Consider the following 25557-nt stretch of genomic DNA (forward strand, 5'->3'; position numbering starts at 1 on the left):
GACGATGACCCACGCATTGAAAGAAGCCGCGCTGCCGGCGTTCGCCATTGCGGCGGCGCTGCTGCTGTTCGGCGTGTTCGTCTGGTTCGCCGGGGTGAGTCCGGGCCAGACCTGGGTCATCCTCTTCAAGGGCGCGTTCGGCGACTGGTTCTCGTGGCAGAACACGCTGCAGCGCTCGGCGCCGCTGATGCTCACCGCGCTGTGCGTTGCGATCCCCGCGCGCGCCGGCCTGGTCATCATCGGCGGCGAAGGCGCGCTGGTGCTGGGCGGACTGGCGTGCGCCGCATTGCCGTATGCAATGCCGCTGCCGGCCAACATCGCCGGCACCGTGCTGCTGTGCGTGGCCGGCGCGGTCGCGGGCGGACTCTGGATCGCCTTCGCGGGCTGGCTGCGCCAGTACCGCGGCATCAACGAGACCATCAGCAGCCTGCTGCTCGCCTACATCGCGATCGGCCTCTTCAAGCACCTCGTCGAAGGCCCGCTGCGCGATCCGGCCAGCCTCAACAAGCCCGCGACGCATTCGCTCGCGGACGGCCTGGGCATCGGTGGCATCGGCGGCTCCGACGTGCACTGGGGCCTGGTGATCGGCATCGTCGCCTGCCTGGCCTCGGGGCTGTGGCTGCGCTTCACCGCCTCGGGCTTCTCGGTGCGCGTGGTGGGCGGCAACCCGCGCACCGCGCAACTCGTGGGCCTGCGGGCGAACCGGCTGGTGCTTGCGGCCTGCGGGCTCGGCGGCGCTTGCGCCGGCGTCGCGGGCGCGGTCGAGGTCGCGGCGGTGCACACCAATGCCAATGCCGCGCTGATCGCGGGCTATGGCTATTCCGGCATCCTGGTGTCCTTCATCGCGCGCCACAACCCCGTCGCGGTGATTCCGGTCGCGATCCTGTTCGGCGGCTTCGGCGCGGCGGGCAGCCTGCTGCAGCGTCGGCTCGGGCTGCCCGATGCGTCGGTGCTCGTGCTGCAAGGCATGGCCTTCGTGCTGATCCTCGCCAGCGAAGGGTTGCGCATGATCGATTGGAAGGCCATGGTCCGCAACCGCGCGCCGCGTGCGACGCAGCCGGCGCCGCTGGCCGAGAAAGCCGCGCAATGAGCCTGGACGCATGGATCGCTCTCGTCGCCGGCATCGTGGGCGGCGCGCTGCGCGTCGGCGCGCCCTTCCTGTTCGTGAGCCTGGGCGAATGCCTGACCGAGAAATCGGGCCGCATCAACCTCGGGCTCGAAGGCGTGCTCGTGCTGTCGGCGATGGCCTCCTTCGGCGGCGCCTGGCTGACCGGCTCGCCCTGGCTCGGCGTGCTGGCCGGCGCTGCGGCCGGTGCGGCGCTGGCGCTGCTGCACGGGCTTTTGTGCTCGCTCGATCGCGTCAACGACGTCGCGACCGGCATCGCGCTGATGCTGTTCGGCACCGGCCTCGCTTTCTATCTGGGCAAGCCGCTGATCCAGCCGCAGGCGCCGCAGCTGCCGGCGATCCCGCTCGGCGGCTGGAGCGACAACCCGGTGATCCGCTCGGCGCTGCAGGTCAATGCGCTGGTGCCGGTCGGTGTCGCGCTCGCCGTGCTGCTGTGGTGGGGCTTCGCCCGCACGCGCGCCGGCCTGCTGGTGCGCATGGCCGGCGACTCGGCCCATGCGACGCGCGCGCTCGGCTACTCGGTCGCCGGCCTGCGCATCGCCGCGACCACCGCGGGCGGCGCCATCGCCGGACTGGGCGGCGCATCGCTGACGCTCTTCTATCCGGGCAGCTGGAACGAAGGCATTTCCAGCGGCCAGGGACTGATCGCGGTGGCGCTGGTGATCTTCGCGCGCTGGAGTCCGCTGCGCTGCATCGGCGCGGCGCTGCTGTTCGGCGGCGCAGGCGCGATCGGCCCGGCGCTGCAATCGATCGGCGTGGGCTGGGGCTATCACCTGTTCAACACGGTGCCCTACGTGCTCACGCTCGTGATCCTGGTGCTGACCTGCAAGCCGGGCAGCGTGGCTGTCGGCAGCCCGGGCGAACTCTCCTCCACACGGTAAAGGCCCACCCATGCCATCCGAATGCTTCGTCGCCGCCGAACCCTACGCGTGGCCGTACAACGGCGCGCTGCGCCCGGACAACACGGCGCTGATCGTGATCGACATGCAGACCGATTTCTGCGGCAAGGGCGGCTACGTCGACGTGATGGGTTACGACCTGTCGCTGGTGCAGGCGCCGATCGCGCCGATCGCGCGCACGCTGGCGCGCCTGCGGCCGCTCGGCTTCCACGTCATCCACACGCGCGAAGGCCATCGGCCCGATCTCGCCGATCTGCCGGCCAACAAGCGCTGGCGCTCGCGCCAGATCGGCGCCGGCGGCGTGGGCATCGGCGACGACGGTCCCTGCGGCCGCATCCTGGTGCGCGGCGAACCGGGCTGGGAGATCATTCCCGCGCTCGCGCCGCTCGCGGGCGAGGTGGTGATCGACAAGCCCGGCAAGGGCTCCTTCTACGCGACGGACCTCGAGCTGGTGCTGCGCACGCGCGGCATCGAGAACCTGATCCTGGCCGGCATCACCACCGACGTGTGCGTGCACACGACGATGCGCGATGCCAACGACCGCGGCTTCGAATGCCTGCTGCTGTCGGACTGCACGGCAGCGACCGACCACGGCAACCACCTCGCCGCGCTGAAGATGATCACCATGCAGGGCGGCGTGTTCGGCGCTCACGCGTCTTCGGGCGCCTTGCTCGAAGCGCTGTCGGCGATGTGAGACACGGGAGCCGCATGTCCGAGGCCTCGCACACGCCGATCGGCGCATTGCCCGCCGGCACCGGCGCGCTCGCACTCGGCACCTATGAACTGACCAAGCGCTTCGGCAGCTTCACCGCGATGGACCGCGTGACGATGAATGTCGCGCCCGGCACGGTGCATGCGCTCCTGGGCGAGAACGGCGCCGGCAAGAGCACGCTGGTCAAGTGCGTGGCCGGCTTCCAGCGCGCCGAGGAAGGCAGCATCCTGATCGACGGCCGCGAGCAGGACATCGCCAACCCGGTGGTCGCGCGCGCGCTCGGCATCGGCATGGTCTACCAGCACTTCACGCTGGCGCCCGGCATGACGGTGGCCGAGAACCTGCTGCTGGCCGGCGGCAAGACGCCGGCGCTGATCGACTGGAAGACGAAGCGCATCGAGCTCGCGGACTTCCTCGCGACCACGCCCTTTCGCCTCGACCTCGATGTGCGGCCATCGGAGCTCGCGGCCGGCGAGAAGCAGAAGCTCGAACTGCTCAAGCAGCTGTACCTGAAGCCGCGCCTCCTGATCCTCGACGAGCCGACCTCGGTGCTGACGCCGCAGGAGGCCGACGAGGTGCTGGGCCACGTGCGCGCGTTCGCACGCAGCGGCCAGTGCACCGTGCTGATCATCACGCACAAGTTCCGCGAGGTGATGGCCTATGCCGACAGCGTCACCGTGCTGCGGCGCGGCCGGGCCGTGCATCACTGTGCCGTGGCCGACACGGAGCCGGCGCGGCTGGCCGCGGCCATGATGGGCGAGGGCGATGCGCCGCCGCCGGAGGGTGACGCTGCGGCGCGGGTCGGGCGCGCGCTGCATGCGGCGAAGGACACCGCGGCGGATGCGCCGATCACCCTGCAGGTCGAGGGCCTGCAGGCGCAGGGCGATCGCGGCACGCTCGCCGTGCACGACCTGAGCCTTGCGGTGCGCGCGGGCGAGATCCTCGGCGTGGCCGGCGTCTCGGGCAACGGCCAGCGCGAACTGGTCGAGGCGCTGGTCGGCCAGCGCGCGCGGCTGGCCGGGCGGGTCAGCGTGATGGGCGAGCCCTACCGCGCGCGGCGCGAGGAGAACCGCCGCCTCAAGGTGCGCAGCCTGCCCGAGGAGCCGCTGCGCAATGCCTGCGTCGGCGATCTGAGCGTGGCCGAGAACATGGCGCTGCGCGACTTCGACCAGCCGCCGCTGGCCTGGCGCGCGATGGGCGCGGGCCTGCTCGACTTCGCGCAGTGGCGCCGCCGGGCGCGTGCGTGGATCGCCGAGTACGGCGTCAAGACGCAGGGCGAGGGCGCGCCGATGCGCAGCCTGTCGGGCGGCAACGTGCAGCGCGCGGTGCTGGCGCGCGAACTGGCCGGCGACATCAACGTGCTGATCGCGGCGAACCCCGTGTTCGGCCTGGACTTCGCGGCGGTGGCCGAGATCCACGGCCGGATCATGCAGGTGCGCGCGAAGGGCGGCGCGGTGCTGCTGATCAGCGAGGACCTCGACGAGCTGCTCGAGATGGCCGACCGCATCGTCGTGATGAGCGAAGGGCGGATCGTCTTCGAGACCGCTGCCGCGACGGCCGAGCGGCACGTGCTCGGGGCGCACATGGGCGGCGGCGATCACCACGCGCCTGCGAGCGATGGTGTCTTGCCCCACTGATCGTTCCACCGAAAGCCCCCATGCGCATCGACGCCCAGCCCTTCGCCTACGACTTCGAGATTGCGCACACCGCGCTCGTGCTGATCGACATGCAGCGCGACTTCATCGAGCCCGGCGGCTTCGGCGAGACGCTGGGCAACGACGTCTCGCTGCTGCAGGCGATCATTCCCGCGGTGCGGGCAACGCTCGATGCCTGGCGGCAGGCCGGTGGCCTCGTGGTCCATACCCGCGAGGCGCACCGCGCCGACCTGTCCGACTGCCCGCCGGCCAAGCGCCTGCGCGGCCATCCGAGCCTGCGCATCGGCGACGCCGGGCCGATGGGCCGCATCCTCATCGCCGGCGAACCCGGCAACCAGATCATCGATGCGCTCGTGCCGCGCGACGGCGAGCTCGTGATCGACAAGCCCGGCAAGGGCGCCTTCTACGCCACCGCGCTGCACGAGACGTTGCGGCAGCGCGGCATCACGCACCTGCTGTTCGGCGGCGTCACCACCGAGGTCTGCGTGCAGACCAGCATGCGCGAGGCCAACGACCGCGGCTACGAAGGCCTGTTGCTGGAGGACTGCACCGAGAGCTACTTCCCCGCCTTCAAGACGGCCGCCCTCGAGATGATCCGCGCCCAGGGCGCGATCGTCGGCTGGACCGCGCCGAGCGCCGCGCTGCGGGCCGCGCTCGGCAACGACTAACATCCTTCGCGTGCCCCACGTCCGACCCCGCCCCAAGTCCCGGCCCGCCGCGGCGGCGCCCGCGGAAGAACCGATCGCGTTCCGAACCCGCGCCGACGAGGTCTACGCACAGCTCAAGCGCGATGTCGCCGAATTCCAGCTCGTGCCCGGCGACCGCTTCACCGAGAACGAGATCAGCGAGCGCCTCGGCGTCTCGCGCACGCCGGTGCGGCAGGCGCTGTTCAGGCTGCAGCAGGAGGGCTTCGTCGAGGTGCTGTTTCGCAGCGGCTGGCGCGTGCTGCCTTTCGACTTCGACAAGTTCGAGCAGCTCTACGATCTGCGCATGGTGCTCGAGACCACGGCCGTGCACCGCCTGTGCGAAAGCGATCACCACGTCGATCGCAGCCTGCTCGATCAACTGGCCGGCATCTGGCTGGTGCCGGCCGCGCAGCGCAGTGCCGACACGGTGCAGGTCGCGCAATGGGACGAGGCCTTTCATTGCGCACTGGTCGCGGCCGCGGGCAACGGCGAGATGGCGCGCGTGCACCGCGACGTCACCGACCGCATCCGCATCATCCGGCGGCTGGACTTCACCAAGCAGCCGCGCATCGATGCGACCTACGACGAGCACGCGAAGATCCTGAAGGCGATCCGCGCCAACCGCGGCGACCAGGCCGCGATGCTGCTGCGCGCGCACATCGAAACCAGCCAGGCCGAGGTGCGCAAGATCACGCTGCACCAGGTGCACATGGCGCGGCACGCGGGCCGCGCGCCGCGCTAGCTGACGGGCGCCTGGCAGCGGAAATTCTTCGCCTCGTCGCTGCTGCCGCTGCCGTCGTAGACCGCGACCTTGGGATAGGCGCACAGCGGACGCGTGCGATCGACGGCGCCGCGGGTCTTGTGCGTGACCAGCACGCGTTCGGGCGCCGTGCCTTTCTCCACCCAGCGCGTGAGCGTATCCATCGGGTCGAACACATCGGGCAGGTCGCCCGTGCTCGCGCAGCCATTGGAGCCCGGCACCATGAAGAGGCGATAGAACTTCTGCGTGCGCGCGATCGCCTGCTCGCGGTCGCCGCGCGCGTCGAGCGCGGACAGCACCGACTCGTAGTACCCGACGCTGCGCATCGCCGGATGCACCGTGTCCTTCCAGCCGTGGTACTGGAACAGCTTGCCGCCGCGCTGCGCGAAGGCACGCAGGTCGGGGTCGGTGGCATTGAGGATGCGGTCGAAGCCGGTGCGCGACGTGACCCAGTCGGCATCGAAGTCATAACTGCGCCAGTCCCAGTCGGGCCGCTTGAAGACCATGTACTTGAAGAACTGGTCCGCCGTCGCATAGATGTTCGGGCCGTTGACCACGCCGCCCCAGCCGAGCTCGCTGCCGGGCGTGAGGCCGGGGTAGATCTCTTCGCCGGTGCGTGGGTTGCGCGGCCCGGCATAGAGCTTCTTCAATGCGCCGACCTGTTCGCCGCTCAGGCAGGCGGCCGCGTCCTGGCCGGACTGGCACTGCAGCACCGCAGGATCGAAGCCGCAGCGGCGAGGGTCCTCGATGGAGTTGTCGGTGACGCCGTCGAGTGCGTCGCAGGCCTTCAGCACCGCCTTGTTGACGAGCGACAGCTGCGCCGACGACAGCCTGGTCGCCGGATTGGCGAAGGTCGCCTGGCCGTTCCACACGTACTGCGCGCGGTTGCCGATCTGGTCGAAGTTCGCATCGCCGACGCTGATGCCGTCGTAGTCGGCCGGGTAGCGCTGCGCTTCGGTCAGCGCCTGCTTGCCGCCGGTCGAGCAGCCGTTCCAGTAGGCATGGTGCGCGGCACGGTCATAGAAGGCGTTGACGAGGGTCTTGGCATTGACCGTCATCTCGTGCACGGCGCGATAGCCGTAGTCGGCCAGCTGCTGCGGGTTCTGCATCCAGGGCAGCGGGTCGTTGCCCGCATGGCCGGTGTCGGTGCTGGCGACCGCGTAGCCGCGCGCCAGCTGCCAGGCCATGTCGCCATAGTCAAGCGTGCCTGCGAAGCCGTGGTTGCCCACGCCTTCGAAGCGGCCGTTCCAGCCGGTGAACGGCATCCAGAGCTCGAAGCCGATCGACGGCGCGACCACGGCCTTGACCTTGCAGAACGCCGGCAGTCGGGTGGCCGGCGTGTTCGGCGGGAAGGTCGGCACCGGCGTGCCCGAGGGCAGCGGGCCGGCGGGCACTTCGAGCGCGCTCTGCACGGTGGTTTGCGGCAGCTTGAGCTGTTCGAGCTCGGCGCAGGCCATCGGTGCGGCCCGTGCGCTGCCGCACCAGGCCGTGGCGCAGGCGAGGAGCGCCAGCGTGAACCTGAAGCGCGTCGCCGTCGACGTGTGGGAATCGCTCTGCGAATGCATGCCGGTGCTCCTCGAATCAGAAATGCGCGCCGATCCAGTCGGCCACATAGGCGAAGGTCCGGCCCGCGGTGTCGCCGAACTGGCCCGGCGTTTTCGCGCAGGGCTGGCAGGGCGCGAAGCCGTGCGTCGCCCCTTCGACGAAGGCGATCGACTTGTCCTTGCTGGCCGCATGCCGGTAGGCGGTCTCGGCCGAGACCAGCCAGTAGTGGCCGGTCATGCCCATCACCAGCAGCGGCACCTTGACGCCCTCGACATTGCCCGGCATGCTGGTGTACGAAGAGTTCCAGTCGATGCCGCTCACCGAATCCTCGGTGATGTCGTAGTCGGCCGTAGCGCGCGTGGCGAAGGTGCTCAGGAAACGCTTCACGGTGGTGTCGAGCGAGCCGCCGAGCAGCAGCGGGCGCGCCGGTGCGCTCGCCGCGCCGGTGCCGGCATTCGAGGCCGCGCTGGCCGGCCGATCGGCTTCGCGATCGTTGCGCGCGACCACCGTGGGCGTGAGGCCGGACGGCACGCGCAGCGTGTGGATCACCTCGGTGCTGTGCGTGCCATCGCCGCGCAGCAGCGTGTAGCTGCCCTGGGTGTGCGACAGCAGATGGAGGTCCGGCCGCCACAGCCGGGGCGTGCGCGTGGCGCCGGGCACCACGAAGGGCGCGTCGTCGGCGAAGGCGCCGCGGCCCTCGGCGATCGCCTGGCGCTGCTGCAGCGCGCGCTCGACGAGCACGGCATTGCGTGCGGCCTGCGCCTTCAGGAAGCGCTTGCGAAAGGCGTCGGAGTAGGTCGCGCCCGTGGCCGTGAAGCCATTGGCCGGCGCATAGATGTCGAGCGACGGGTCGGCCGGCGTGCTGCCGTCGGCCAGCGAGGGATCGACCGAGGTCAGCACATTCGCGCCCAGCCCGAAGATCGGGTCCAGCAGCACCAGCGCATCGGCCGGGCGCAGCGCCGCCATCGCATCGGGACAGGGGACAATTTTCTCCGGACCCTGGCAGGCCTTGACGCCGTTCTCGGCGATGTTCTGGTAGGCCGCCGCCAGCGGCGCGCCCGAACTGTGGCCGAGCAGCACCACGCGGTCGATACCCGCGAGGCCGCGCGCATAGCGCACCGCCGAGGCGAGATCGAGCAGTGCCGCGTCCCAGTCCATGTCGCGGTCGTCGAGGTCGGGCGCATAGCGCGGGTTGGCCGCGAGCACCGTGAAGCCGCGCGATGCGAGTTGCACGGTCGAGGGATGGTCGAGGAAGTCGTTGTTGTCATGCATCACGACGACCGCCACATGCCGGTGCGGCGATGCGGCGACCGGCGTGTACAGCACACCCGCTACGCGCGGCGCGATGCGAACGAAGTGGTTCTCGACCGACGGCGTCTGCGCTACAGACATCGACGGCAGCCCCAGCGACAGGGCCAGGCACAGCGCGGCGGCGGCACGCGCGAGCGGGCGCCCGGTACGGTGCGGCATCGCCCTCACTCCGCCGTGATGTTGCCGCGCTTGACCACGTCGGCCCAGCGCTGCGCGTCCTTGGCGACCAGCGCGCCGAATTCGGCCGGCGTCGAGGAGGCCGGCACCATGCCCTGGGCCTCGAAGGAGGTCGCGACCTCGGGCTGCTTCAGCACGGTCGCGATCGCCTTGTTGAGCCGGTCGACGATGTCGGCCGGCGTGCCCTTGGGCGCCAGCACGCCGTACCACATGTCGAGGTTGCCGGTGTTCACGCCGGCCTCGGCCAGCGTCGGCACCTCGGGCAGCTGCGGCAGGCGCCGGCTGCTGCCGGTCGCGATCGCGCGCAGCTTGCCGGCCTGGATATGCTGCAGCGCGACGTGCACCGGCAGGAACATGTAGTCGATGCGGCCGCCGAGCATGTCGGTCACCGCGCCGGCGGTGCCCTTGTACGGCACGTGCAGCATCTCGGCGCCGGTGCTCTGCAGCAGCAGCGCCATCGAGAGGTGGTGCGGCGTGCCGACGCCCGGTGTCGCATAGGTGAGCTTGCCGGGCTGCGCCTTCGCCGCGGCCACCATCTGCGCGACGGTCGTCGCCTTCTGCACCGTCGGATTGGTGACCAGCAGCAGCGTGCCCCAGGAGGTCAGCGTCACGGGCGTGAAGTCACTGACCGGATCGTAGGCGAGCGACTTGTAGAGGCTCTTGTTCATCACCAGCGTGTTGACCTGCACCATCAGCGTGTAGCCGTCGGGCTTGGCACGCGCCACGCGCTCGCTGCCGATGTTGCCGCTGGCGCCGGCCACGTTCTCCACCACCACCGGCTGCCCGAGCAGCGCCGGCAGCCGCGCCGACAGCTGGCGCGCGACAAGGTCGATGCCGGTGCCCGGCGTGTAGGGCACCACCAGCGTGATCGGCTGGTCGGGCCAGGCATGGGCCGCTACCGCGCTGACCGCGACGAGCAGCGTGGCAAGGGTCTTCGTCAAAAGGCGCATGAAGGTCTCCGCATTGTTCTTGGATGGAAAGTCGAATGGCTCGCACTCAGAGGAAGGACGCGCGGGCCTTGAGCGCGTCCGGATCGAAGCCCGTGGCGCGCTTGTAGTTGTCGGAGATCGCCTGCAACTCCGCTTGCGTCACGATCTCGTCCAGCCGGTCGAAGCGCTTGCCGCCGGTGCGCTCGAACACCTCGCGCAGGATGGTGTCGGGCGGATTGCTGCGGTTGGTCAGCACCACGTGGGTGGTCGCCTTCACGCGCACACCGTCGTAGTCTTCGAGCGCCTGCGCGCCGACGCCGAACCGGCGCAGGGCACCGGCGAGGTAGCGCGCATCGATGATGGCCTGCCCGGCGCCGTTGGAGCCGCGCGGCACCATCGGATGCGCCGCGTCGCCCAGGAGCGTGAGGCGGCCATGCGTCCACTTCGGCAGCGGCTCCTGGTCGACCATCGGGTACTCGAGGATGGCGTCGGAGGAACGGATCAGCGCCGGCACGTCGAGCCAGTCGAAGTGCCAGTCCACGAAGGCCGGCAGGAAGTCTTCGAGCTTGCCGGGCCGGCTCCAGTCCTGCTGCGCGGGCTGCGGCGCATGGATCTCGGCGACCCAGTTGACCAGCTGATTGCCCTCGGCATCGACGTTGTCGCGGATCGGGTAGATCACCATCTTGCCGAGGTCCAGCCAGCCGGCGCGCACCATGCTCGCGCCCGAGAGAAAGGGCTTGTGCTTCGCGGTGCCGCGCCACATGTTGATGCCCGAATAGCGCGGCGGCCCTTCGTTCGGATAGAGCTGGCGGCGCAGCGCCGAATGGATGCCGTCGCAGCCCACCGCGACCGCGCCGCGCACGCCCGGCAGCGCCGCGCCGCCGGGTGCCGCGAAGCGGGCCGTGACGCCGCTCGCATCCTGCTCGACGCCGGTGCAGCGGTGGCCGCAGACCACGCTGCCGGGGCCCAGGCGCTCCAGCGTTGCGGCGAGCAGTGCGGCATGCAGGTCGCCGCGGTGGATCGAGTACTGCGGCCAGTCGTAGCCGGCCGCGATGCCGGCGGCTTCGCGGAACACCAGCTGGCCGTGGGAATTGAAGAACACCGATTCCTGCGTGCGCACGCCGATCGCATCGAGCGCGGGCAACAGGCCCAGTTCGCTCAGCTCGCGCGTCGCATGCGGCAGCAGGTTGATGCCCACGCCCAGCGGCCTGAGTTCGGCGACTGCCTCGTAGACGCGGCAGGCGATGCCCGCCTGGTGCAGGCTCAGCGCCAGGGTCAGTCCGCCGATGCCGGCGCCCAGCACGATGACTTCGGTGTTTTCGCTCATGTCTTGTCTCGCCGTTCGGCAGGCCCCGGCGTTTCCGGTGGATGGGATTAGATCGGTGCCGTGGTCATTTGGGAAATTTAGATGTCGTATGGATTTATCATGAAGCCATATGAATCTGTCGATCCGCCAGATGCGCGCCTTCCTGCATGTCGCGCGCATCGGCAACTTCACGCGTGCCGCCGAGCAGGCCCACATGACGCAGGCCGGCCTGAGCACGCTGGTGCGCGAGATGGAGCGCCAGCTCGGCTGCCGGCTGTTCGACCGCACCACGCGCATGGTCGTTCTCACCGCGGCGGGCCGGCGGCTGCTGCCGGTGGTGGAGCGCGTCGTGACCGACCTCGACGATGTCACGGCGCACCTCGGCATCGAGGGCGACGAAGCGCGCCAGACCTTGCGTGTCGCGGCCACGCCGCTGGTCTCGTCCCATCTGCTGCCGCAGGTGATCCACGGTTTTCGCGAGAGCCATCCGACAGTCAGCGTCAAGCTCTTCGATGCCGACCTGCGCGACGTGGAGGCGATGGTGACGGCCGGCGAGGCCGACATGGGCCTGGGTTTCTTCTTCAAGGCCGCGCCGGGGCTGGAGCGCACGCCGGTCGGCCGCTTCCACCTGATGCGCGTGGCACCCGCCGAGGCGCAACAGGCGCCGGCGACCACCGGCAGCGTGCCCTGGGCCTCGCTGCGCGCGGCGCCACTGCTGGGGCTGCCGCAGAGCAATCCGATCCAGAAAGTCATCGACCAGCACCTGGCGACCATCGGCCGCGCGGATGCCCAGCGGCCGGCCTTCAACTTCTTCGGCACGCTGATCTCGATGGTCGAAGCCGGCTTCGGCACCGCGGTGATGCCGACCTTCGCGCTCGCCGCCTGCCGGCGCCATCGGGTGCGCACCGACGTGCTGATGAAGCCGAAGGTGGGCATGGACTTCTATCGCATCACCCGCCGCGGCACGCACGAGACCGAGGCCATGCAGGCCTTTGCCGCGACGCTGGTCAAGGCGCTGCCGGCGCTCTCGCGATGAGCATCCGGCGTTGCGCGCCGGCTCTCCGCTAACCGGCGAGCAGTTCGCGGCAGCCCAGATCTGCGGCGGCGAGGTGCACGCGCTCGAAGTTGTTCCACCAGATCACCGAAGGAATATCGATCGCGTGCTGGTGGATCGGTGTCGTGGTCTGCCAGAGCACCGACAGACGATAGTCTTCGTGCAGCGCCCGGCGGTCGTAGCCGCGCACGCCGCGCGCCAGCAGCTCGTCGTGGTAGCAGTCCAGCAGATGCTTCTCGAACCGGCGCCGCAGATCGGGGTACCAGTGGATCGCCATCATGTAGGCGAGGTCGTCCGAGCCGACATCGATGCGCCACGAGTCCCAGTCGAACAGCCGCGCATCGTCGGCGCCGCCGGCCTTCGGCAGGAAGCAGTTCCAGACGTGCGCATCGCCCTGGACGATGGTCATGTGGCGATGCGTGTGGTAGCGCGCCATCAGGCGCGGCATGGCGTCGAGCAGTCGCGCATGGAAGTCGCGGCGCTCGGGCGAGAGCCGATCGCCGAGATGATCGGCAAAGCGCGCAAACTGGCCGGCCAGGGCCTTCATGGACGCGTCGCTGGTGGCGTCGTCGTGCCAGCGTCCTACTGTCACGCCCAGGCGAGGATCGTCCCACCACGCGGCGTGCATGCGCGCCCGTGCACGCACGATGCTTTCGCACTGTGCGAGCGTCGGCGGCAGCGGCCAGCGCGTCGCGGCGAGATGCGAATCGCCAAGGTCCTCCAGCAGCAGATGCCACGCACCGGTGTCCGCATCCCAATGGGCATCGAAGCAGCGCGGCGCGATGCCCGCGGGCATCGCGGGCGCGACCTCGGTGTAGAACGCGACCTCCTGCCGCCCGCCGGGCCAGGGGCCGCCGGGCCGGTCGGGCAGGCCGGCCTTCAGGAAGAGCGTTGCGGGCGCATGGGCCGCTGCGCCTTCGTAACTCAGGCGCAGCTTGAAGATGTGCGAAAGGATGGTGGCGAACGAGTGTTCGACCGTGACCGAGGTGACGCGGCCCGGGTCCAGCGCGCCGCATCGGCGAAGCGCCTCGTCGATGTACCTGGCCTCGGTCACTTCGGACAGCGGGATGGTGGTCATGCGTGCCTTTTGCTTCGGGACTTTTGCGTCGGCGCTCAGAGCATTTTCCGGTAGACGACGAAGCCTGATCGGTCGGCCACCTTGTCGTAGAGCTTCATGGCCGCCGTGTTGGTCTCCTGCGTCTGCCAGTAGACGCGCGGGGCGCCCGCGGTCTGCGCGCGCCGATAGACCGCCTCGATGAGCGCGCGGCCGACGCCTTGGCCGCGTACGGCCGCCGTGGTGAACAAGTCCTGCAGATAGCAGCTCGGGCCGATCTGCGTCGTGCTGCGATGAAAAAGAAAATGCGCCAGGCCCACCAACGCGCCGCCGCGTTCCGCGACGAGCGCATGCACCGGCTCGTAGGCATCGAAGAAGCGCGACCAGGTCATGGCCGTCACCGCGGCCGGCAAGGCGGTGTCGCCGTGCCGGCCATAGAAAGTGTTGTAGCCGTCCCAGAGCGTCTTCCAGGCCGGGTGGTCGTCTTCGGCGACGGGTCGGACAAGGACAGGGTCATTCATGCGTGGCTGCCTTGAAAAATCCGCAGGATAGCGCGGCGCGGCAAGCTGCTGGTCCCTCACTAAGATCGGCATCGTGGAGGCAACCCGGATGAGCGACGAGGACATCGTGGTGGTGGGTGCCGGGCCGGCCGGGCTGGCGGTTTCCGCGTGTCTGCGTGCGCAAGGGCTCGTCCATCGCGTGCTGGAGCGCGAAGCCGACGTGGGCTCCGCCTGGCGCCGCCACTACGATCGCCTTCATCTGCATACGGCCAAAGGGAGCTCGGGCCTGCCGTTCGCGCCATGGCCGGCCGATGCGCCGCGCTATCCCTCGCGCGAGCAGGTGGTCGGCTATCTGGCGCGCTATGCGTCGCAGCACGCGATCGCGCCGCGCTTCGGTATCGAGGTGCGCCGCATCCGGCGCCGGGAGGAACGCTTCGCGATCGACACCAGCGGCGGTCCGTTGTCGCCTCGCTTCGTCGTCGTCGCGACCGGTTCCAATGCGGTCGCGAACCGGCCTGCGTTGTGCGGCCTCGAGCGCTTCGAGGGCAGCGTGATGCACGCCGCGGCCTATCGAAATCCGTCGCCCTTCATCGGCAAGCGCACGCTGGTCGTAGGCTGCGGCAACTCGGGCGCGGAGATCGCGCTCGACCTCGCGGAGCAGGGCGTCGAGGTGGCGATGGTGGTGCGCGGTCCGGTGCACGTCGTGCCGCGCGATCTGCTCGGCGTGTCGACGCAGCAGATCGGCGTGCTGCTGTCGGTGCTGCCGCTGGGCCTGCGCGACGCGATCGTCGCCGCGGTGATGCGCATGGCCGTCGGCGATCTGTCGCAATGGGGCGTCGTGCGGCCGCGCACCGGGCTCAACCGGATGATCGAGGAGTCAGGGCGCATACCCCTCCTCGACATCGGGACGATCGCGATGATCAAGGCCGAGAGGATTCGCGTGCGGCCTGCGGTCGACGAAGTGCTGGCCGATGGCGTGCGTTTCGCGGATGGCGCCGTGCATCCGTTCGAGGCCATCGTGCTGGCCACCGGCTATACGCCAGGATTGCAGCGCATCGTCGAGGGCTTCGATGCGATCGCCGATGGGCACGGCCGGCCCGATCGCTTCGGCGCCGAGAGCGCGATCCCGGGTTTGTTCTTCGTCGGGTTCAGGAATCCGCCCACGGGGGCGCTGCGCGAGATCGCGATCGAGGCGCGCCGTGTCGCCCGCGCGCTTGCCTCGCACGCGGGCAGGCCTCAGAGCGTGAAGTCGTAGTCCACCGTGATCGGCGCGTGGTCGCTGAACTTGAGCGTCTTGAAGATCTGCTCGTTGCGCGCGAGCTTCGCCAGCGCCGGCGTCGCGAGGTGGTAGTCCAGCCGCCACCCCACGTTCTTCGCATAGGCCTGGCCGCGGTTGCTCCACCAGGTATAGGCCTCGTCGGTGGTGTCGGGCTTGAGCATGCGGTACACATCGACCAGGCCGGCACCCTCGGCGCCGGTGTCGAGCAGGTTCGTCATCCAGGCGCGTTCCTCGGGCAGGAAGCCGCTGTTCTTCTGGTTGCTGCGCCAGTTCTTGAGGTCGATCTCCTGGTGCGCGATGTTGATGTCGCCGCAGAGGATGAAGTCGCGCTCGCGCTTGAGCGCGACCAGGTGCGGAAAGAAGCCCTTGAGGAAGCGGAATTTCGCAGCCTGCCGCTCCTCGCCCGAGGAGCCGCTCGGAAAGTAGCAGCTGATGATGGAGCGCTTGCGTTGGGGCGTGTCGAAGCGCAGCTCGAGGTAGCGGCCCTCGGCATCGAATTCCGGATCGCCCCAACCCACCACGACCTTGCTGGGCGCGTGCTTCGTGTAGATCGCGGTGCCGGCATAGCCTTTCTTCTCGGCGAAATGGAAGTGGCCTTTCAGCTCCGCCATCTCCTCGAAGCGGCCTTCGATGTCGCTCGCCTGGACGCGGATCTCCTGCATGCAAATACAATCCGGCGCGAGTTCGGCCACCCAGTCGGCGACGCCCTTGGTGGCGGCCGAGCGCAGGCCATTGAGGTTGAGGCTGGTCAGTTTGAACACGAGGATATTTCCGATGACTGAGGCGGTTTCCGGAGTTGAAGGGCAGGACGCAGGCGGCGCGTTGGCGCAGGAATTCGTGCAGTTCGCGCTGGAGTCGGGGGTGCTGCGCTTCGGCGAGTTCAAGACCAAGGCCGGCCGCATGAGCCCCTATTTCTTCAACGCGGGCCTGTTCGACGACGGCGCCAAGCTTGCGCGGCTGGCTGGATTCTATGCAGACCGGCTGATCGCCAGCGGCCTCGAATTCGACATGATCTTCGGCCCGGCCTACAAGGGCATTCCGCTGGGCGCGACCTTGGCCGCCGAGCTCGCCCGGCGCGGCCGCAACGTGCCCTTCGCCTACAACCGCAAGGAAGCCAAGGACCACGGCGAGGGCGGCACGCTGGTCGGCGCGCCGCTGCGGGGCCGCGTGCTGATCGTCGACGACGTGATGTCGGCCGGAACCGCCGTGCGCGAGTCGATCGCCGCCATCCGCAGTGCCGGCGCCACGCCGCATGCGGTCGCGATCGCCCTCGACCGACAGGAGAAGGCGACGGAAGATGGCATCGATGTGGCCCACAGCGCCGTGCAATATGTACGAAATCGGCTGGGACTCGAGGTGATCGCGATCGCCACGCTCGATGACTTGCTACAGTACCTTTCGGGCCGCACGGACAGCGAACTGGGCGTCCACCGGCAGGGAGTATTGGCTTACAGGGCGCGCTACGGCGTCGCTTGATTCAACCCCTGTCTGGAGGCGGACGTTGGCGCGCACCCGAGCATTCATCGCATCATGGGCCTTGCTGTTGGCCGCAGCCGGCACGGCCCACGCACAAAAGGCGCCGGCTCCCGGCGCCCCACCGGCTGCCGGCATCTACACCTGCACCGATGCGCGGGGCCGCACCATCACGGCCGACCGACCGATCGCGGACTGCAACGACCGCGAGCAGCGCGAACTCGGCCCCAGCGGCACCGTTCGCCGCAAGATCGAGCCCACCTACACGGCGCGCGAGCAGGCCGAGCGCGACGAGGCTGCGCGCCAGGCGGCGCTCGCGGCCTCGCGGCAGGTCGAGGAGCGACGCCGCGAGCGCGCCTTGCTGATGCGCTACCCCAACCCGGCGGCGCATGACCGCGAGCGCGCCGAGGCGCTGATCCAGATCGACGCGGTGATCCAGGCGGCGCAGAAGCGCCTGGGCGAGCTGTCCGACGAGCGCAAGTCGATCGACGACGAGCTCGAGTTCTACAAGAAGGACCCGACCAAGGCACCCGATTCGCTGCGCCGCAAGGCCGACGACAACGTGAAGAGCGCCGCGGTGCAGAACCACTTCATCAGTGACCAGATGGAGGAGAAGAGGCGGGTCAACGACCGCTTCGACGAAGAGCGCGCGCGCCTTCGGCCCTTGTGGGCGACCGCGACGGGCTCGGCCGCACGCTGAGCCGGCCCGGTCCCGCCGCGCGGCCGCCGACGGGCCGCTTCGTTCAGCCCAGCCGTGCTTTCAGCAGCGCATTGACCTGCGCGGGATTGGCCTTGCCCTGGCTGGCCTTCATCACCTGGCCGACCAGTGCGTTGAAGGCCTTGTCCTTGCCGGCGCGGTATTCGTCGATGTTCTTCTGGTTCGTGGCCAGCACGCCGTCGACGATCTTCTCGAGTGCGCCGGTGTCGCTCATCTGCTTCAGGCCCTTGGCTTCGATGAGTGCGTCGACGTCCCGGCCTTCGCCGGTCCAGAGCGCATCGAAGACCTGGCGTGCGGCATTGTTCGAGACCGTGCCGTCGCCGATGCGCCCGATCAGCGCGGCCAGCTGCGCGGCCGTCACCGGCGCGGCATCGATCGCCATGTCCTGCTGGTTGAGCCGGCGCGCGATCTCGCCGGTGATCCAGTTGCTGGCGAGCTTGGCATGGGCGCCGGCCGCCACAGCGCTCTGGAAGTAGTGCGCGAAGGCCGGGCTCTGCGTGAGCTGCGCGGCGTCGTAGGCCGACAGTCCGTGGTCGCGCACATAGCGCTCGGCCATCGCGCGCGGCAGCTCGGGCATCGCGGCGCGCACGCGCTCGATCCATTCGGCGGCGATCGCCAGCGGCGGCAGGTCGGGATCGGGGAAGTAGCGGTAGTCGGCCGCGTCTTCCTTGGTGCGCATCGCACGCGTCTCGCCGCTGTCGGGGTCGAACAGCACGGTGGCCTGCTGGATGGCGCGGCCTTCCTCGATCTCCTCGATCTGCCAGCGGATCTCGTAGTCGATCGCCTGCTGCATGAACTTGAAGCTGTTGAGGTTCTTGATCTCGCGCCGCGTGCCCAGCGGCGCGCCGGGCCTGCGCACCGACACGTTGGCGTCGCAGCGAAAGCTCCCTTCCTGCATGTTGCCGTCGCAGATGCCGATCCAGGTCACGATCTTGTGCAGCTCGCGCGCATAGGCCACGGCCTCGGCGGTGGAGCGCATGTCGGGCTCGGTCACGATCTCGAGCAGCGGCGTGCCGGCGCGGTTCAGGTCGATGCCCGATTGGCCGACGAAGTCCTCGTGCAGCGACTTGCCCGCGTCTTCCTCGAGGTGCGCACGCACCAGGCGCACGGTCTTGGGCTCGTCGCCGAGGAAGAAGCTCACCGTGCCGCCCTGCACGACCGGGATCTCGAACTGGCTGATCTGGTAGCCCTTGGGCAGGTCGGGGTAGAAGTAGTTCTTGCGCGCGAACACGCTGCGCGGCGCGATCGTCGAGCCGAGCGCGAGGCCCAGGCGGATGGCGCGCTCGACGGCGCCCCTGTTCATCACCGGCAGCGTGCCGGGCAGCGCGAGGTCCACGGCGCAGGCCTGCGTGTTGGGCGCGGCGCCGAACGCGGTGGAGGCGCGGCTGAAGATCTTCGATGCGGTGGACAGCTGGGCGTGCGTCTCGAAGCCGATGATGACTTCATAGCCCCGCACCAGCGGGCCGGTCGGGCGCCCTTCCTGCATCTGTTCGAAGGAGGTGGTGGTCGTGCTCATTGCTCGAAGCCTCCGGGCGTGCGCAGGTGCCAGTCGGTGGCTTGCTGGAAGCGGTGCGCCGCATTCAGCAGCCTCGACTCGCCGCAGTAGTTGCCGATGAGCTGCAGGCCCACCGGCATGCCGCCGTCGAAGCCGGCCGGCACGCTCATGCCGGGCAGGCCGGCGAGCGAGGCGGGCAGCGTGAAGATGTCGGCCAGGTAGTCGGCCACCGGATCGTCGCCGTGTTCGCCGAGCTTCCAGGCGACGCTCGGCACGGCCGGGCCGGCGATCAGGTCGCATTGCGCGAAGGCCTGCTGGAAATCGTCGGCGATCATGCGGCGCACCTTCTGCGCCTGCAGGTAGTAGGCGTCGTAGTAGCCGTGCGAAAGCACATAGGTGCCGATCATGATGCGGCGCTTGACCTCGTCGCCAAAGCCTTCCTCGCGGGTCTTGCCGTACATGTCGGCGAGGTCGCGGTAATCCCGCGCCCGGTGGCCGAACTTGACGCCGTCGAAGCGGCTCAGATTGCTCGAGGCCTCGGCCGCCGCAATGATGTAGTAGACGGGGATCGAGAGCTCGGTGCGCGGCAGCGTGATCTCGACGCGCCGGGCGCCCAGCTTTTCGTACTCGGCCAGCGCGGCCTCGATGGCGGCGCGCACGCCCGGGGCCACGCCCTCGCCGAGGAACTCGGTCGGCACGCCGATGCGAAGGCCTTCGATCGAACCGTTCAATGCGCGTGAGAAGTCTTCGGCCGGCCGGTCCAGCGAGGTCGAGTCGCGGTCCGGGTCCGGGCCGCACATCGCGGACAGCAGCAGGGCGCAGTCCTCGGCCGAGCGCGCCATCGGCCCGGCCTGGTCGAGGCTGGAGGCGAAGGCGACCATGCCGTAGCGCGACGCACGCCCGTAGGTCGGCTTGATGCCGGTCACGCCGCAGAAGGAGGCCGGTTGGCGGATCGAGCCGCCGGTGTCGGTGCCGGTCGCGGCTGGCGCGAGGCGCGCGGCGACCACGGCGGCGCTGCCGCCCGAGGAGCCGCCCGGAATGCGCCGCGGGTCCCAGGGATTGCGCACCGGCACCGCGCGCTCGAAGCCGACGGCGGGCACGGCGACGTTCTCGTTGGCCGAGCCCATCGCGAATTCGTCGCAGCTGAGCTTGCCCAGCGTCACGGCGCCGGCCTCGGCGAGCCGGCGCACCACGGTGGCGTCGAAGGGCGAGCGGTAGCCGGCCAGGATGCGCGACCCTGCGGTGGTCGGGAAATCAGTGGTGACGAAGATGTCTTTGTGGGCGATCGGCACGCCGGCCAGGGCCGGCGCGTTGCCGGCGGCGAGCTGTGCGTCGGCCGCGCGGGCCCGGGCCAGCGTGAGGTCTTCGTCGATGGCGACGAAGGCGCCCAGGTCCTGATGGCGGCGGATGCGGGCCAGGTGGTGCTGGGCGGCCTCGACCGCCGAGACCTTGCGTTCGCGCAGCGCCGTGGCCAGCCCGGCCACGCCCAGTTGATGCAACGCTGCGCTCATTCGATCACCTTCGGCACCAGGAACAGCCCGTTCTCGACCGCCGGCGCGCTGCGCTGGTTGGCTTCGCGGTTGTCCGGCTCGCTCACCACGTCGTCGGCCAGGCGCAGCGTCACGTCCTGGACCGCGGCCACCGGATGGGCCAGCGGTTCGATGCCGGCGGTGTCGACCGCCCGCATCTGCTCGACCAGGTCGAAGAAGCCATTGATCTGGCCGCGCATGCGTTCGCTCTCCTCGGGTGCAAGCTGCAACCGGGCGAGCGAGGCGATGCGCGCAATATCGGAAGAAGTGAGGGACATCGAAAAAAACGAGAGAACGAACGGCGTACAACAGCACGACAGACCCCATAAAGAGGTGCACCGAACACTGGAGCGACAGGGGGATTCGGGTATTATCCCGCCTTTGCCGCAACCCCCGCGAACGCGGCGGCCTTTGCCGCAAAAACGTTTCAAACCACCCCGTCAAACGACCCAGCAAGAGGGCGACGACATGCCGACGCGCATGCCGTGCTCCAGAGGATTCCACCATGTTTGGAGCTTTCCGTCGGTACTTCTCTACCGACCTCGCGATCGACCTCGGCACCGCGAACACCCTGATCTTCGCGCGCAACAAGGGCATCGTCCTGGACGAGCCTTCGGTCGTCGCCATCCGCCACGAAGGCGGCCCGCACGGCAAGAAGGTGATCCAGGCCGTGGGCCGCGAAGCCAAGGCCATGCTCGGCAAGGTGCCCGGCAACATCGAGGCGATCCGTCCCATGAAGGACGGCGTGATCGCCGATTTCGTGATCACCGAGCAGATGATCAAGCAGTTCATCAAGATGGTCCATCCGCGCTCGCTGCTCACGCCGAGCCCGCGCATCATCATCTGCGTGCCCTGCGGCTCGACCCAGGTCGAGCGCCGCGCCATCAAGGACGCGGCCGAGGCCGCCGGCGCCACCTCGGTCTACCTGATCGAGGAACCCATGGCCGCGGCGATCGGCGCCGGCCTGCCGGTGTCGGAGGCCAGCGGCTCGATGGTGGTCGACATCGGCGGCGGCACCACCGAGGTCGGCGTGATCTCGCTCGGCGGCATGGTCTACAAGGGCAGCGTGCGCGTCGGCGGCGACCGCTTCGACGAGGCCATCATCAACTACATCCGCCGCAACTACGGCATGCTGATCGGCGAGCCGACGGCCGAAGTGATCAAGAAGACCATCGGCTCGGCCTTTCCGGGCTCCGAGGTCAAGGAAATGGAAGTCAAGGGCCGCAACCTCAGCGAAGGCGTGCCGCGCAGCTTCACCATCAGCAGCAACGAGGTGCTGGAAGCGCTGACCGATCCGCTCAACAACATCGTCTCGGCGGTCAAGAACGCGCTCGAACAGACGCCGCCGGAGCTGGGCGCCGACATCGCCGAGCGCGGGATGATGCTGACCGGCGGCGGCGCGCTGCTGCGCGACCTCGACCGCCTCCTGGCCGAGGAAACCGGCCTGCCGGTGCTGGTGGCCGAAGACCCGCTGACCTGCGTGGTGCGCGGCTGCGGCATCGCGCTCGAACGCATGGACCGTCTCGGCAGCATTTTCACGAGTGAATAGGCTCGCCCCCAGGCTTCGCGCACTTCGTGTCGCTGCGCCTTCCCCCGGCCGGGGGCGGCGCCTGCGGCCCGGCGGAGCCGGTTCCGCGGCACCCCACGAACATACAAATAGCGCTGCCTGCTCGCAACTCGTGGCATAAAGCGTCATGCCGCTCGGCACTCTTGATCGCACTGCCCCGCCCCTGTTCAACCAGGGGCCGTCGGCGCTCAGCAAGCTGATCTTCTTCAGCGCGCTGGCGCTGTTCCTGATGGTGGCCGATGCGCGCTTCAACATCGTGCAGCCGCTGCGTGCGGGGATCGGGGCGGTGCTCTATCCGATCCAGTGGCTGGCGCTCAAGCCGGTGCAGCTGATGATGGGCGGCGGGCGCTACCTCGAAGACCTGCAGGCCGCGCAGAACAACGAGGCGCAGGCGCGCAAGGCGCTGGCGCTGCAGTCCGAGCGCGCGAGCCAGGCCGACACGCTGGCACAGGAAAACGCGCGGCTGCGCTCGCTGCTCGAACTGCGCCAGACCACGCAGACGCCCGGCCGGGCCGCCGAGGTGCTCTACGACACCGCCGATCCCTACACCCGCAAGGTCGTCATCGACCAGGGGATGACCAACGGCATCGCCGCCGGCTCGCCGGTGATCGACGAATACGGCGTGATCGGCCAGGTCACCCAGGTCCTGCCCTTCACCAGCGAGATCACGCTGGTGATCGATCGCGATCTGTCGATGCCGGTGCAGAACACGCGCACCGGCGCGCGCAGCGTGGCCTTCGGCGATGCCAGTGCGCATGGCGGCGGGCTGGAGCTGCGCTTCATGGCGGCCAATGCCGACCTGCAGGAAGGCGACATCCTCGCCACCAGTGGCGTCGACGGCGTCTACCCGGCGGGGCTGCCGGTCGCGAAGATCGACCGCATCGAACGGCGCGCCGACTCCGCCTTCGCGCGCATCCATTGCGTGCCGCTGGCCCACGTGACGGCGGCGCGCTACGTGCTGGTGTTGGCCCCCGCCAGCGTAGCGCCGCGCCCTCCGGCGGCCGCAGCCGACCTGACCCCGGCCGCCAGGAAGAAGGCCGAGCGGGCCGAGCGCGCGGATGCCAAGGCCGACAAGGCCGACAAGCCGGCCGCCAGGGCCGACAAGAAGGAAAGGCGCACGCGATGATCATGCGTCCCGGCCAGCAGCAGCTCCTGCTGCCCTTGAGCCCCGTGTTCATGTGGGGCAGCCTCGTCGTCGCGCTGCTGCTCGACATGGTGCCGGTCGGCCGCGCCGCCTGGACGCCCGATCTGCTGGCGCTGGTGATCGTGTTCTGGAGCGTGCACCAGCCGACGCGCATCGGCATCGGCGCGGCCTTCGTGTTCGGCCTGCTGATGGACGTGCATCAGGCCGCCATGCTCGGCCAGCATGCGCTGTCCTATACGACCCTCGGCTTCTTCGCGATCATGATCCATCGGCGCCTGCTGTGGTTTCCGGTGCTCTCGCAGGCGCTCCAGGTGCTGCCGCTGTTCGCCCTGTCGCACCTGATCGAACTTGCGATCCGGATGATCGGCGGCGGGATCTTTCCGGGCTGGACGATCCTGATCTCGCCCGCCATCGAAGCGGCACTGTGGCCGGTGGTGAGCGCGCTGCTGCTGGCGCCGCAGCGACGCACGCCGGAACCGGATGCCAATCGACCACTCTGAGTGCTGGCGGCGCGATTTGCGTCGAGTGTTCAAGCGGCCTAAGCTTCTTCCCCCATGACAGAGATTCGCAACGTCGCTGCCGACCTTCTGCGTTTCAAGCGCCGCGTGGTCGTGATCGGCCTCGTCGTGCTCACGGCCTTCGGTCTGCTGTGCGCGCGGCTGGTCTACCTGCAGGTGACGCGCCACGAGGATCTTGCCGAGCAGGCCGAGAGCAACCGCACGGCGATCGTGCCGATCGTGCCGAACCGCGGCCTGATCCTCGATCGCAACGGCATCGTGCTGGCGTCCAACTATTCGGCCTACACGCTCGAGATCACGCCTTCCAAGGTCGACGACCTGGAGGCGACCATCGACGGCCTCGCACAGGTGATCGAAGTTTCACCGCGCGACCGGCGCCGCTTCAAGCGGCTGCGCGAGGATTCGCGCAGCTTCGACTCGGTGCCGATCCGCACCCGCCTGAGCGACGAAGAGGTCGCGCGCTTCGCGGCGCAGCGCTATCGCTTCCCGGGCGTCGAGATCAAGGCCCGGCTGTTCCGCAACTATCCCAACGGCGAGACCGCCAGCCACGTGCTGGGCTACATCGGCCGCATCAACCAGGCGGAAAAAGCCGCCATGGAAGATTGGGATGACGAGGACCTGGCCAACTACAAGGGCACCGAGTACATCGGCAAGCTCGGCGTCGAGCAGAGCTACGAGAAGACCCTGCACGGCCAGACCGGCGTCGAGCAGATGGAAACCTCGGCCGGCGGGCGCGCGGTGCGCCGGCTCGCGAGCCATCCGGCGACGCCTGGCAACACGGTCATGCTCTCGCTCGACATCAAGCTGCAGAAGCTGGTGGAGGATATGTACGGCGACCGCCGCGGCGCGCTGGTCGCGATCGATCCGAAGACCGGCGAGGTGCTGGCTTTCGTGAGCAAGCCGAACTTCGACCCCAACCTGTTCGTCGAAGGCATCGATTCCGAGAGCTGGAAGGAGCTCAGCGAATCGATCGACAAGCCGCTGCTCAACCGCGCGCTGCGCGGCACCTATCCACCGGGTTCCACCTACAAGCCCTTCATGGCGATGGCCGCGCTGCAGACCGGCAAGCGCGGGCCGAGCGTGGTCGTCAACGATCCCGGCTACTTCAACTTCGGTGGCCATCGCTTCGGCAGCCCCGAGGGCAACCTGGGCGGCGTCGACATGCGGCGCGCGATCCAGCTGTCGAGCAACATCTACTTCTACTCGCTGGCCAACGAGATGGGCGTGGACATGATCCACGACTTCATGAAGCCGCTGGGCTTCGGCCAGATCACCGGCATCGACCTCGGCGGCGAGCTGCGCGGCGTGCTGCCGAGCACCGAGTGGAAGCGCAATGCCTACAAGCGGCCCGAGCAGCAGAAGTGGTATGCGGGCGAGACCATCTCGCTGGGCATCGGCCAGGGCTACAACGCCTTCACGATGCTGCAGCTCGCGCAGGCCACCTCGATCCTGGCCGAGGGTGGCATCAAGCACCGTCCGCACCTCGTGCTCGCCACGCGCGACACGGTCAGCGGCGACGTGAAGCCGGTCGCGCAGCCCCCTGCAGAGAACCTGGGCTTCACGCCGGCCAACGTAGGCGTGGTGCGCGATGGGCTGGTGGCCGTGGTCACCGGCGGCACCGCACGCGCCGTGTTCGCCGGTGCCGGCTACCAGGCGGCGGGCAAGACCGGAACGGCGCAGGCCGTGACACAGGCGGCCAATACCAAGTACAACGCGCACGCCCTCGAGGAGCACCAGCGCGACCACGCGCTCTTCATGGCCTTCGCGCCGGCCAGCGATCCGAAGATCGCGGTGGCGCTGATCGTCGAGAACGCCGGCTGGGGCGCGGGTGCCGCTGCCCCGATCGCGCGCCGCGTGTTCGACTACTGGCTGATGAACCAGTATCCGAACGATGCCGACATGGCGGCCGTCCGGGCCGGCAAGGCGACCGCGCCGATCGGCAAGCCGCTGGTGGCGAGCGAGGTCGCATGGCCTGCGCCGCCCGCGCCGCCGTCCCCCTGAAAGCGGGCGGCGCAAAAAAGAAAAGGCGCCGACCGGCGGCGCCTTGTTCAAAAAAACGGCATCTCGTGCGGATGCCTTGTCTGGATATTGTTCTGATTCTCCGAAAGATGTCTCCTCGG

At 69.2% G+C, this 25557-nt stretch carries 24 protein-coding genes; 14 read left to right on the plus strand and 10 right to left on the minus strand.

Going from position 1 to position 25557, the window contains the following annotated elements:
• The first annotated feature begins 4 nt into the window (after window positions 1-4).
• From E5P2_RS01410 to E5P2_RS01435, 6 genes are read left to right on the plus strand one after another with little or no spacing between them, the layout of a single operon-like run.
• Window positions 5-1090 (plus strand): ABC transporter permease, encoded by a 1086-nt coding sequence (locus E5P2_RS01410; RefSeq protein WP_162565396.1) that lies wholly within the window; start codon window positions 5-7, stop codon window positions 1088-1090.
• The gene (locus tag E5P2_RS01415) at window positions 1087-2007 is read left to right on the plus strand and encodes an ABC transporter permease (protein ID WP_162565397.1); all 921 of its coding nucleotides are present in this window, start codon (window positions 1087-1089) and stop codon (window positions 2005-2007) included. Before E5P2_RS01410 ends, E5P2_RS01415 begins: the two co-directional genes overlap by 4 nt.
• 10 nt (window positions 2008-2017) lie before the next feature.
• Window positions 2018-2719, plus strand: a complete 702-nt coding sequence (gene biuH, locus E5P2_RS01420) for a biuret amidohydrolase (protein ID WP_162565398.1) — start codon at window positions 2018-2020, stop codon at window positions 2717-2719.
• A gap of 14 nt (window positions 2720-2733) precedes the next feature.
• Window positions 2734-4374: an ABC transporter ATP-binding protein gene (locus tag E5P2_RS01425; protein WP_162565399.1), complete on the plus strand. Its 1641-nt coding sequence runs from the start codon at window positions 2734-2736 to the stop codon at window positions 4372-4374.
• 20 nt (window positions 4375-4394) lie between these two features.
• Entirely contained in the window at window positions 4395-5060 is a 666-nt protein-coding gene (locus E5P2_RS01430; RefSeq protein WP_162565400.1) for a cysteine hydrolase family protein, read from the plus strand.
• A 10-nt stretch (window positions 5061-5070) separates the two neighbouring features.
• Window positions 5071-5820 (plus strand): GntR family transcriptional regulator, encoded by a 750-nt coding sequence (locus E5P2_RS01435; RefSeq protein ID WP_162565401.1) that lies wholly within the window; start codon window positions 5071-5073, stop codon window positions 5818-5820.
• Here the strand turns inward: E5P2_RS01435 and E5P2_RS01440 are convergent.
• The 4 genes from E5P2_RS01440 to E5P2_RS01455 are packed head-to-tail and all read right to left on the minus strand — an operon-like array spanning window position 5817 to window position 11127.
• Window positions 5817-7403, minus strand: a complete 1587-nt coding sequence (locus E5P2_RS01440; RefSeq protein WP_162565402.1) for a tannase/feruloyl esterase family alpha/beta hydrolase — start codon at window positions 7401-7403, stop codon at window positions 5817-5819. The two genes, E5P2_RS01435 and E5P2_RS01440, sit on opposite strands and share 4 nt — an antisense overlap.
• A 16-nt stretch (window positions 7404-7419) precedes the next feature.
• Window positions 7420-8853 (minus strand): alpha/beta hydrolase, encoded by a 1434-nt coding sequence (locus E5P2_RS01445; protein ID WP_162565403.1) that lies wholly within the window; start codon window positions 8851-8853, stop codon window positions 7420-7422.
• A gap of 5 nt (window positions 8854-8858) precedes the next feature.
• A complete protein-coding gene (locus tag E5P2_RS01450; protein WP_162565404.1) occupies window positions 8859-9821 on the minus strand; it encodes a tripartite tricarboxylate transporter substrate binding protein in 963 nt (320 codons plus the stop codon).
• 46 nt (window positions 9822-9867) lie between these two features.
• Entirely contained in the window at window positions 9868-11127 is a 1260-nt protein-coding gene (locus E5P2_RS01455) for a flavin-dependent oxidoreductase (protein ID WP_162565405.1), read from the minus strand.
• A gap of 109 nt (window positions 11128-11236) precedes the next feature.
• Here E5P2_RS01455 and E5P2_RS01460 point away from each other — a divergent pair, with 109 nt between their 5' ends.
• Complete coding sequence (locus E5P2_RS01460; RefSeq protein ID WP_162565406.1) at window positions 11237-12142, plus strand: LysR family transcriptional regulator; 906 nt, start codon at window positions 11237-11239, stop codon at window positions 12140-12142.
• Window positions 12143-12170: 28 nt separating this feature from the next.
• Here the strand turns inward: E5P2_RS01460 and E5P2_RS01465 are convergent, their stop codons facing one another.
• Entirely contained in the window at window positions 12171-13238 is a 1068-nt protein-coding gene (locus tag E5P2_RS01465; RefSeq protein WP_162565407.1) for an aminoglycoside phosphotransferase, read from the minus strand.
• Window positions 13239-13273: 35 nt separating this feature from the next.
• Window positions 13274-13735, minus strand: a complete 462-nt coding sequence (locus E5P2_RS01470) for a GNAT family N-acetyltransferase (RefSeq protein ID WP_162565408.1) — start codon at window positions 13733-13735, stop codon at window positions 13274-13276.
• 88 nt (window positions 13736-13823) lie between these two features.
• Between E5P2_RS01470 and E5P2_RS01475 the strand changes: the two genes are divergently transcribed.
• Complete coding sequence (locus E5P2_RS01475) at window positions 13824-14969, plus strand: flavin-containing monooxygenase (protein WP_162565409.1); 1146 nt, start codon at window positions 13824-13826, stop codon at window positions 14967-14969.
• Here E5P2_RS01475 and E5P2_RS01480 read toward each other — a convergent pair.
• Complete coding sequence (locus E5P2_RS01480) at window positions 14951-15754, minus strand: exodeoxyribonuclease III (RefSeq protein WP_162565410.1); 804 nt, start codon at window positions 15752-15754, stop codon at window positions 14951-14953. The two genes, E5P2_RS01475 and E5P2_RS01480, sit on opposite strands and share 19 nt — an antisense overlap.
• 13 nt (window positions 15755-15767) lie before the next feature.
• On the opposite strand from E5P2_RS01480, the gene pyrE reads away from it, so the two are divergent.
• Together pyrE and E5P2_RS01490 are read left to right on the plus strand one after the other, a co-directional pair.
• Window positions 15768-16469 (plus strand): orotate phosphoribosyltransferase, encoded by a 702-nt coding sequence (gene pyrE / locus E5P2_RS01485; protein ID WP_162565411.1) that lies wholly within the window; start codon window positions 15768-15770, stop codon window positions 16467-16469.
• Between the two features lie 25 nt (window positions 16470-16494).
• Window positions 16495-17166 carry a DUF4124 domain-containing protein gene (locus E5P2_RS01490; RefSeq protein WP_232080546.1) on the plus strand — a complete coding sequence of 224 codons (672 nt, stop codon included), beginning with the start codon at window positions 16495-16497 and terminating at the stop codon, window positions 17164-17166.
• Window positions 17167-17209: 43 nt separating this feature from the next.
• On the opposite strand, the gene gatB is transcribed toward E5P2_RS01490, so the two are convergent.
• Genes gatB through gatC form a run of 3 tightly spaced genes read right to left on the minus strand, consistent with a single transcriptional unit; the run spans window position 17210 to window position 20486 of the window.
• Complete coding sequence (gene gatB, locus E5P2_RS01495; protein WP_162565413.1) at window positions 17210-18700, minus strand: Asp-tRNA(Asn)/Glu-tRNA(Gln) amidotransferase subunit GatB; 1491 nt, start codon at window positions 18698-18700, stop codon at window positions 17210-17212.
• Window positions 18697-20190, minus strand: coding sequence for an Asp-tRNA(Asn)/Glu-tRNA(Gln) amidotransferase subunit GatA (gatA, locus tag E5P2_RS01500; protein WP_162565414.1), 1494 nt, complete (start codon window positions 20188-20190; stop codon window positions 18697-18699). The genes gatB and gatA overlap by 4 nt, the downstream gene beginning before the upstream one ends.
• Window positions 20187-20486 (minus strand): Asp-tRNA(Asn)/Glu-tRNA(Gln) amidotransferase subunit GatC, encoded by a 300-nt coding sequence (gene gatC / locus E5P2_RS01505; protein WP_162565415.1) that lies wholly within the window; start codon window positions 20484-20486, stop codon window positions 20187-20189. The genes gatA and gatC overlap by 4 nt, the downstream gene beginning before the upstream one ends.
• A 227-nt stretch (window positions 20487-20713) precedes the next feature.
• Here gatC and E5P2_RS01510 point away from each other — a divergent pair, with 227 nt between their 5' ends.
• From E5P2_RS01510 to mrdA, 4 genes are all read left to right on the plus strand, one after another.
• Window positions 20714-21757, plus strand: a complete 1044-nt coding sequence (locus tag E5P2_RS01510; protein WP_162565416.1) for a rod shape-determining protein — start codon at window positions 20714-20716, stop codon at window positions 21755-21757.
• A 145-nt stretch (window positions 21758-21902) separates the two neighbouring features.
• A complete protein-coding gene (gene mreC / locus E5P2_RS01515) occupies window positions 21903-22901 on the plus strand; it encodes a rod shape-determining protein MreC (RefSeq protein WP_162565417.1) in 999 nt (332 codons plus the stop codon).
• Window positions 22898-23419 carry a rod shape-determining protein MreD gene (gene mreD, locus E5P2_RS01520; protein WP_162565418.1) on the plus strand — a complete coding sequence of 174 codons (522 nt, stop codon included), beginning with the start codon at window positions 22898-22900 and terminating at the stop codon, window positions 23417-23419. The genes mreC and mreD overlap by 4 nt, the downstream gene beginning before the upstream one ends.
• A 54-nt stretch (window positions 23420-23473) precedes the next feature.
• Window positions 23474-25438, plus strand: coding sequence for a penicillin-binding protein 2 (gene mrdA, locus E5P2_RS01525; RefSeq protein ID WP_162565419.1), 1965 nt, complete (start codon window positions 23474-23476; stop codon window positions 25436-25438).
• The last annotated feature ends 119 nt before the right edge of the window (window positions 25439-25557 follow it).

Source organism: Variovorax sp. SRS16 (genome assembly GCF_901827165.1).
In the GTDB taxonomy this organism is placed as follows: Bacteria; Pseudomonadota; Gammaproteobacteria; order Burkholderiales; family Burkholderiaceae_C; genus Variovorax.

What these genes read in the sequence shown, in the direction of transcription:
- E5P2_RS01410 (WP_162565396.1), top strand. Translation starts at nt 5, where the DNA reads ATGACCCACGCATTGAAAGAAGCCGCGCTGCCGGCGTTCGCCATTGCG.
- E5P2_RS01465 (WP_162565407.1), bottom strand. Translation starts at nt 13,238, where the DNA reads ATGACCACCATCCCGCTGTCCGAAGTGACCGAGGCCAGGTACATCGAC.
- E5P2_RS01430 (WP_162565400.1), top strand. Translation starts at nt 4,395, where the DNA reads ATGCGCATCGACGCCCAGCCCTTCGCCTACGACTTCGAGATTGCGCAC.
- mreC (WP_162565417.1), top strand. Translation starts at nt 21,903, where the DNA reads ATGCCGCTCGGCACTCTTGATCGCACTGCCCCGCCCCTGTTCAACCAG.
- biuH (WP_162565398.1), top strand. Translation starts at nt 2,018, where the DNA reads ATGCCATCCGAATGCTTCGTCGCCGCCGAACCCTACGCGTGGCCGTAC.
- E5P2_RS01415 (WP_162565397.1), top strand. Translation starts at nt 1,087, where the DNA reads ATGAGCCTGGACGCATGGATCGCTCTCGTCGCCGGCATCGTGGGCGGC.
- E5P2_RS01460 (WP_162565406.1), top strand. Translation starts at nt 11,237, where the DNA reads ATGAATCTGTCGATCCGCCAGATGCGCGCCTTCCTGCATGTCGCGCGC.
- pyrE (WP_162565411.1), top strand. Translation starts at nt 15,768, where the DNA reads ATGACTGAGGCGGTTTCCGGAGTTGAAGGGCAGGACGCAGGCGGCGCG.
- E5P2_RS01470 (WP_162565408.1), bottom strand. Translation starts at nt 13,735, where the DNA reads ATGAATGACCCTGTCCTTGTCCGACCCGTCGCCGAAGACGACCACCCG.
- gatC (WP_162565415.1), bottom strand. Translation starts at nt 20,486, where the DNA reads ATGTCCCTCACTTCTTCCGATATTGCGCGCATCGCCTCGCTCGCCCGG.
- E5P2_RS01450 (WP_162565404.1), bottom strand. Translation starts at nt 9,821, where the DNA reads ATGCGCCTTTTGACGAAGACCCTTGCCACGCTGCTCGTCGCGGTCAGC.
- gatB (WP_162565413.1), bottom strand. Translation starts at nt 18,700, where the DNA reads ATGAGCACGACCACCACCTCCTTCGAACAGATGCAGGAAGGGCGCCCG.
- E5P2_RS01445 (WP_162565403.1), bottom strand. Translation starts at nt 8,853, where the DNA reads ATGCCGCACCGTACCGGGCGCCCGCTCGCGCGTGCCGCCGCCGCGCTG.
- E5P2_RS01475 (WP_162565409.1), top strand. Translation starts at nt 13,824, where the DNA reads ATGAGCGACGAGGACATCGTGGTGGTGGGTGCCGGGCCGGCCGGGCTG.
- E5P2_RS01440 (WP_162565402.1), bottom strand. Translation starts at nt 7,403, where the DNA reads ATGCATTCGCAGAGCGATTCCCACACGTCGACGGCGACGCGCTTCAGG.
- mreD (WP_162565418.1), top strand. Translation starts at nt 22,898, where the DNA reads ATGATCATGCGTCCCGGCCAGCAGCAGCTCCTGCTGCCCTTGAGCCCC.
- gatA (WP_162565414.1), bottom strand. Translation starts at nt 20,190, where the DNA reads ATGAGCGCAGCGTTGCATCAACTGGGCGTGGCCGGGCTGGCCACGGCG.
- E5P2_RS01425 (WP_162565399.1), top strand. Translation starts at nt 2,734, where the DNA reads ATGTCCGAGGCCTCGCACACGCCGATCGGCGCATTGCCCGCCGGCACC.
- mrdA (WP_162565419.1), top strand. Translation starts at nt 23,474, where the DNA reads ATGACAGAGATTCGCAACGTCGCTGCCGACCTTCTGCGTTTCAAGCGC.
- E5P2_RS01510 (WP_162565416.1), top strand. Translation starts at nt 20,714, where the DNA reads ATGTTTGGAGCTTTCCGTCGGTACTTCTCTACCGACCTCGCGATCGAC.
- E5P2_RS01455 (WP_162565405.1), bottom strand. Translation starts at nt 11,127, where the DNA reads ATGAGCGAAAACACCGAAGTCATCGTGCTGGGCGCCGGCATCGGCGGA.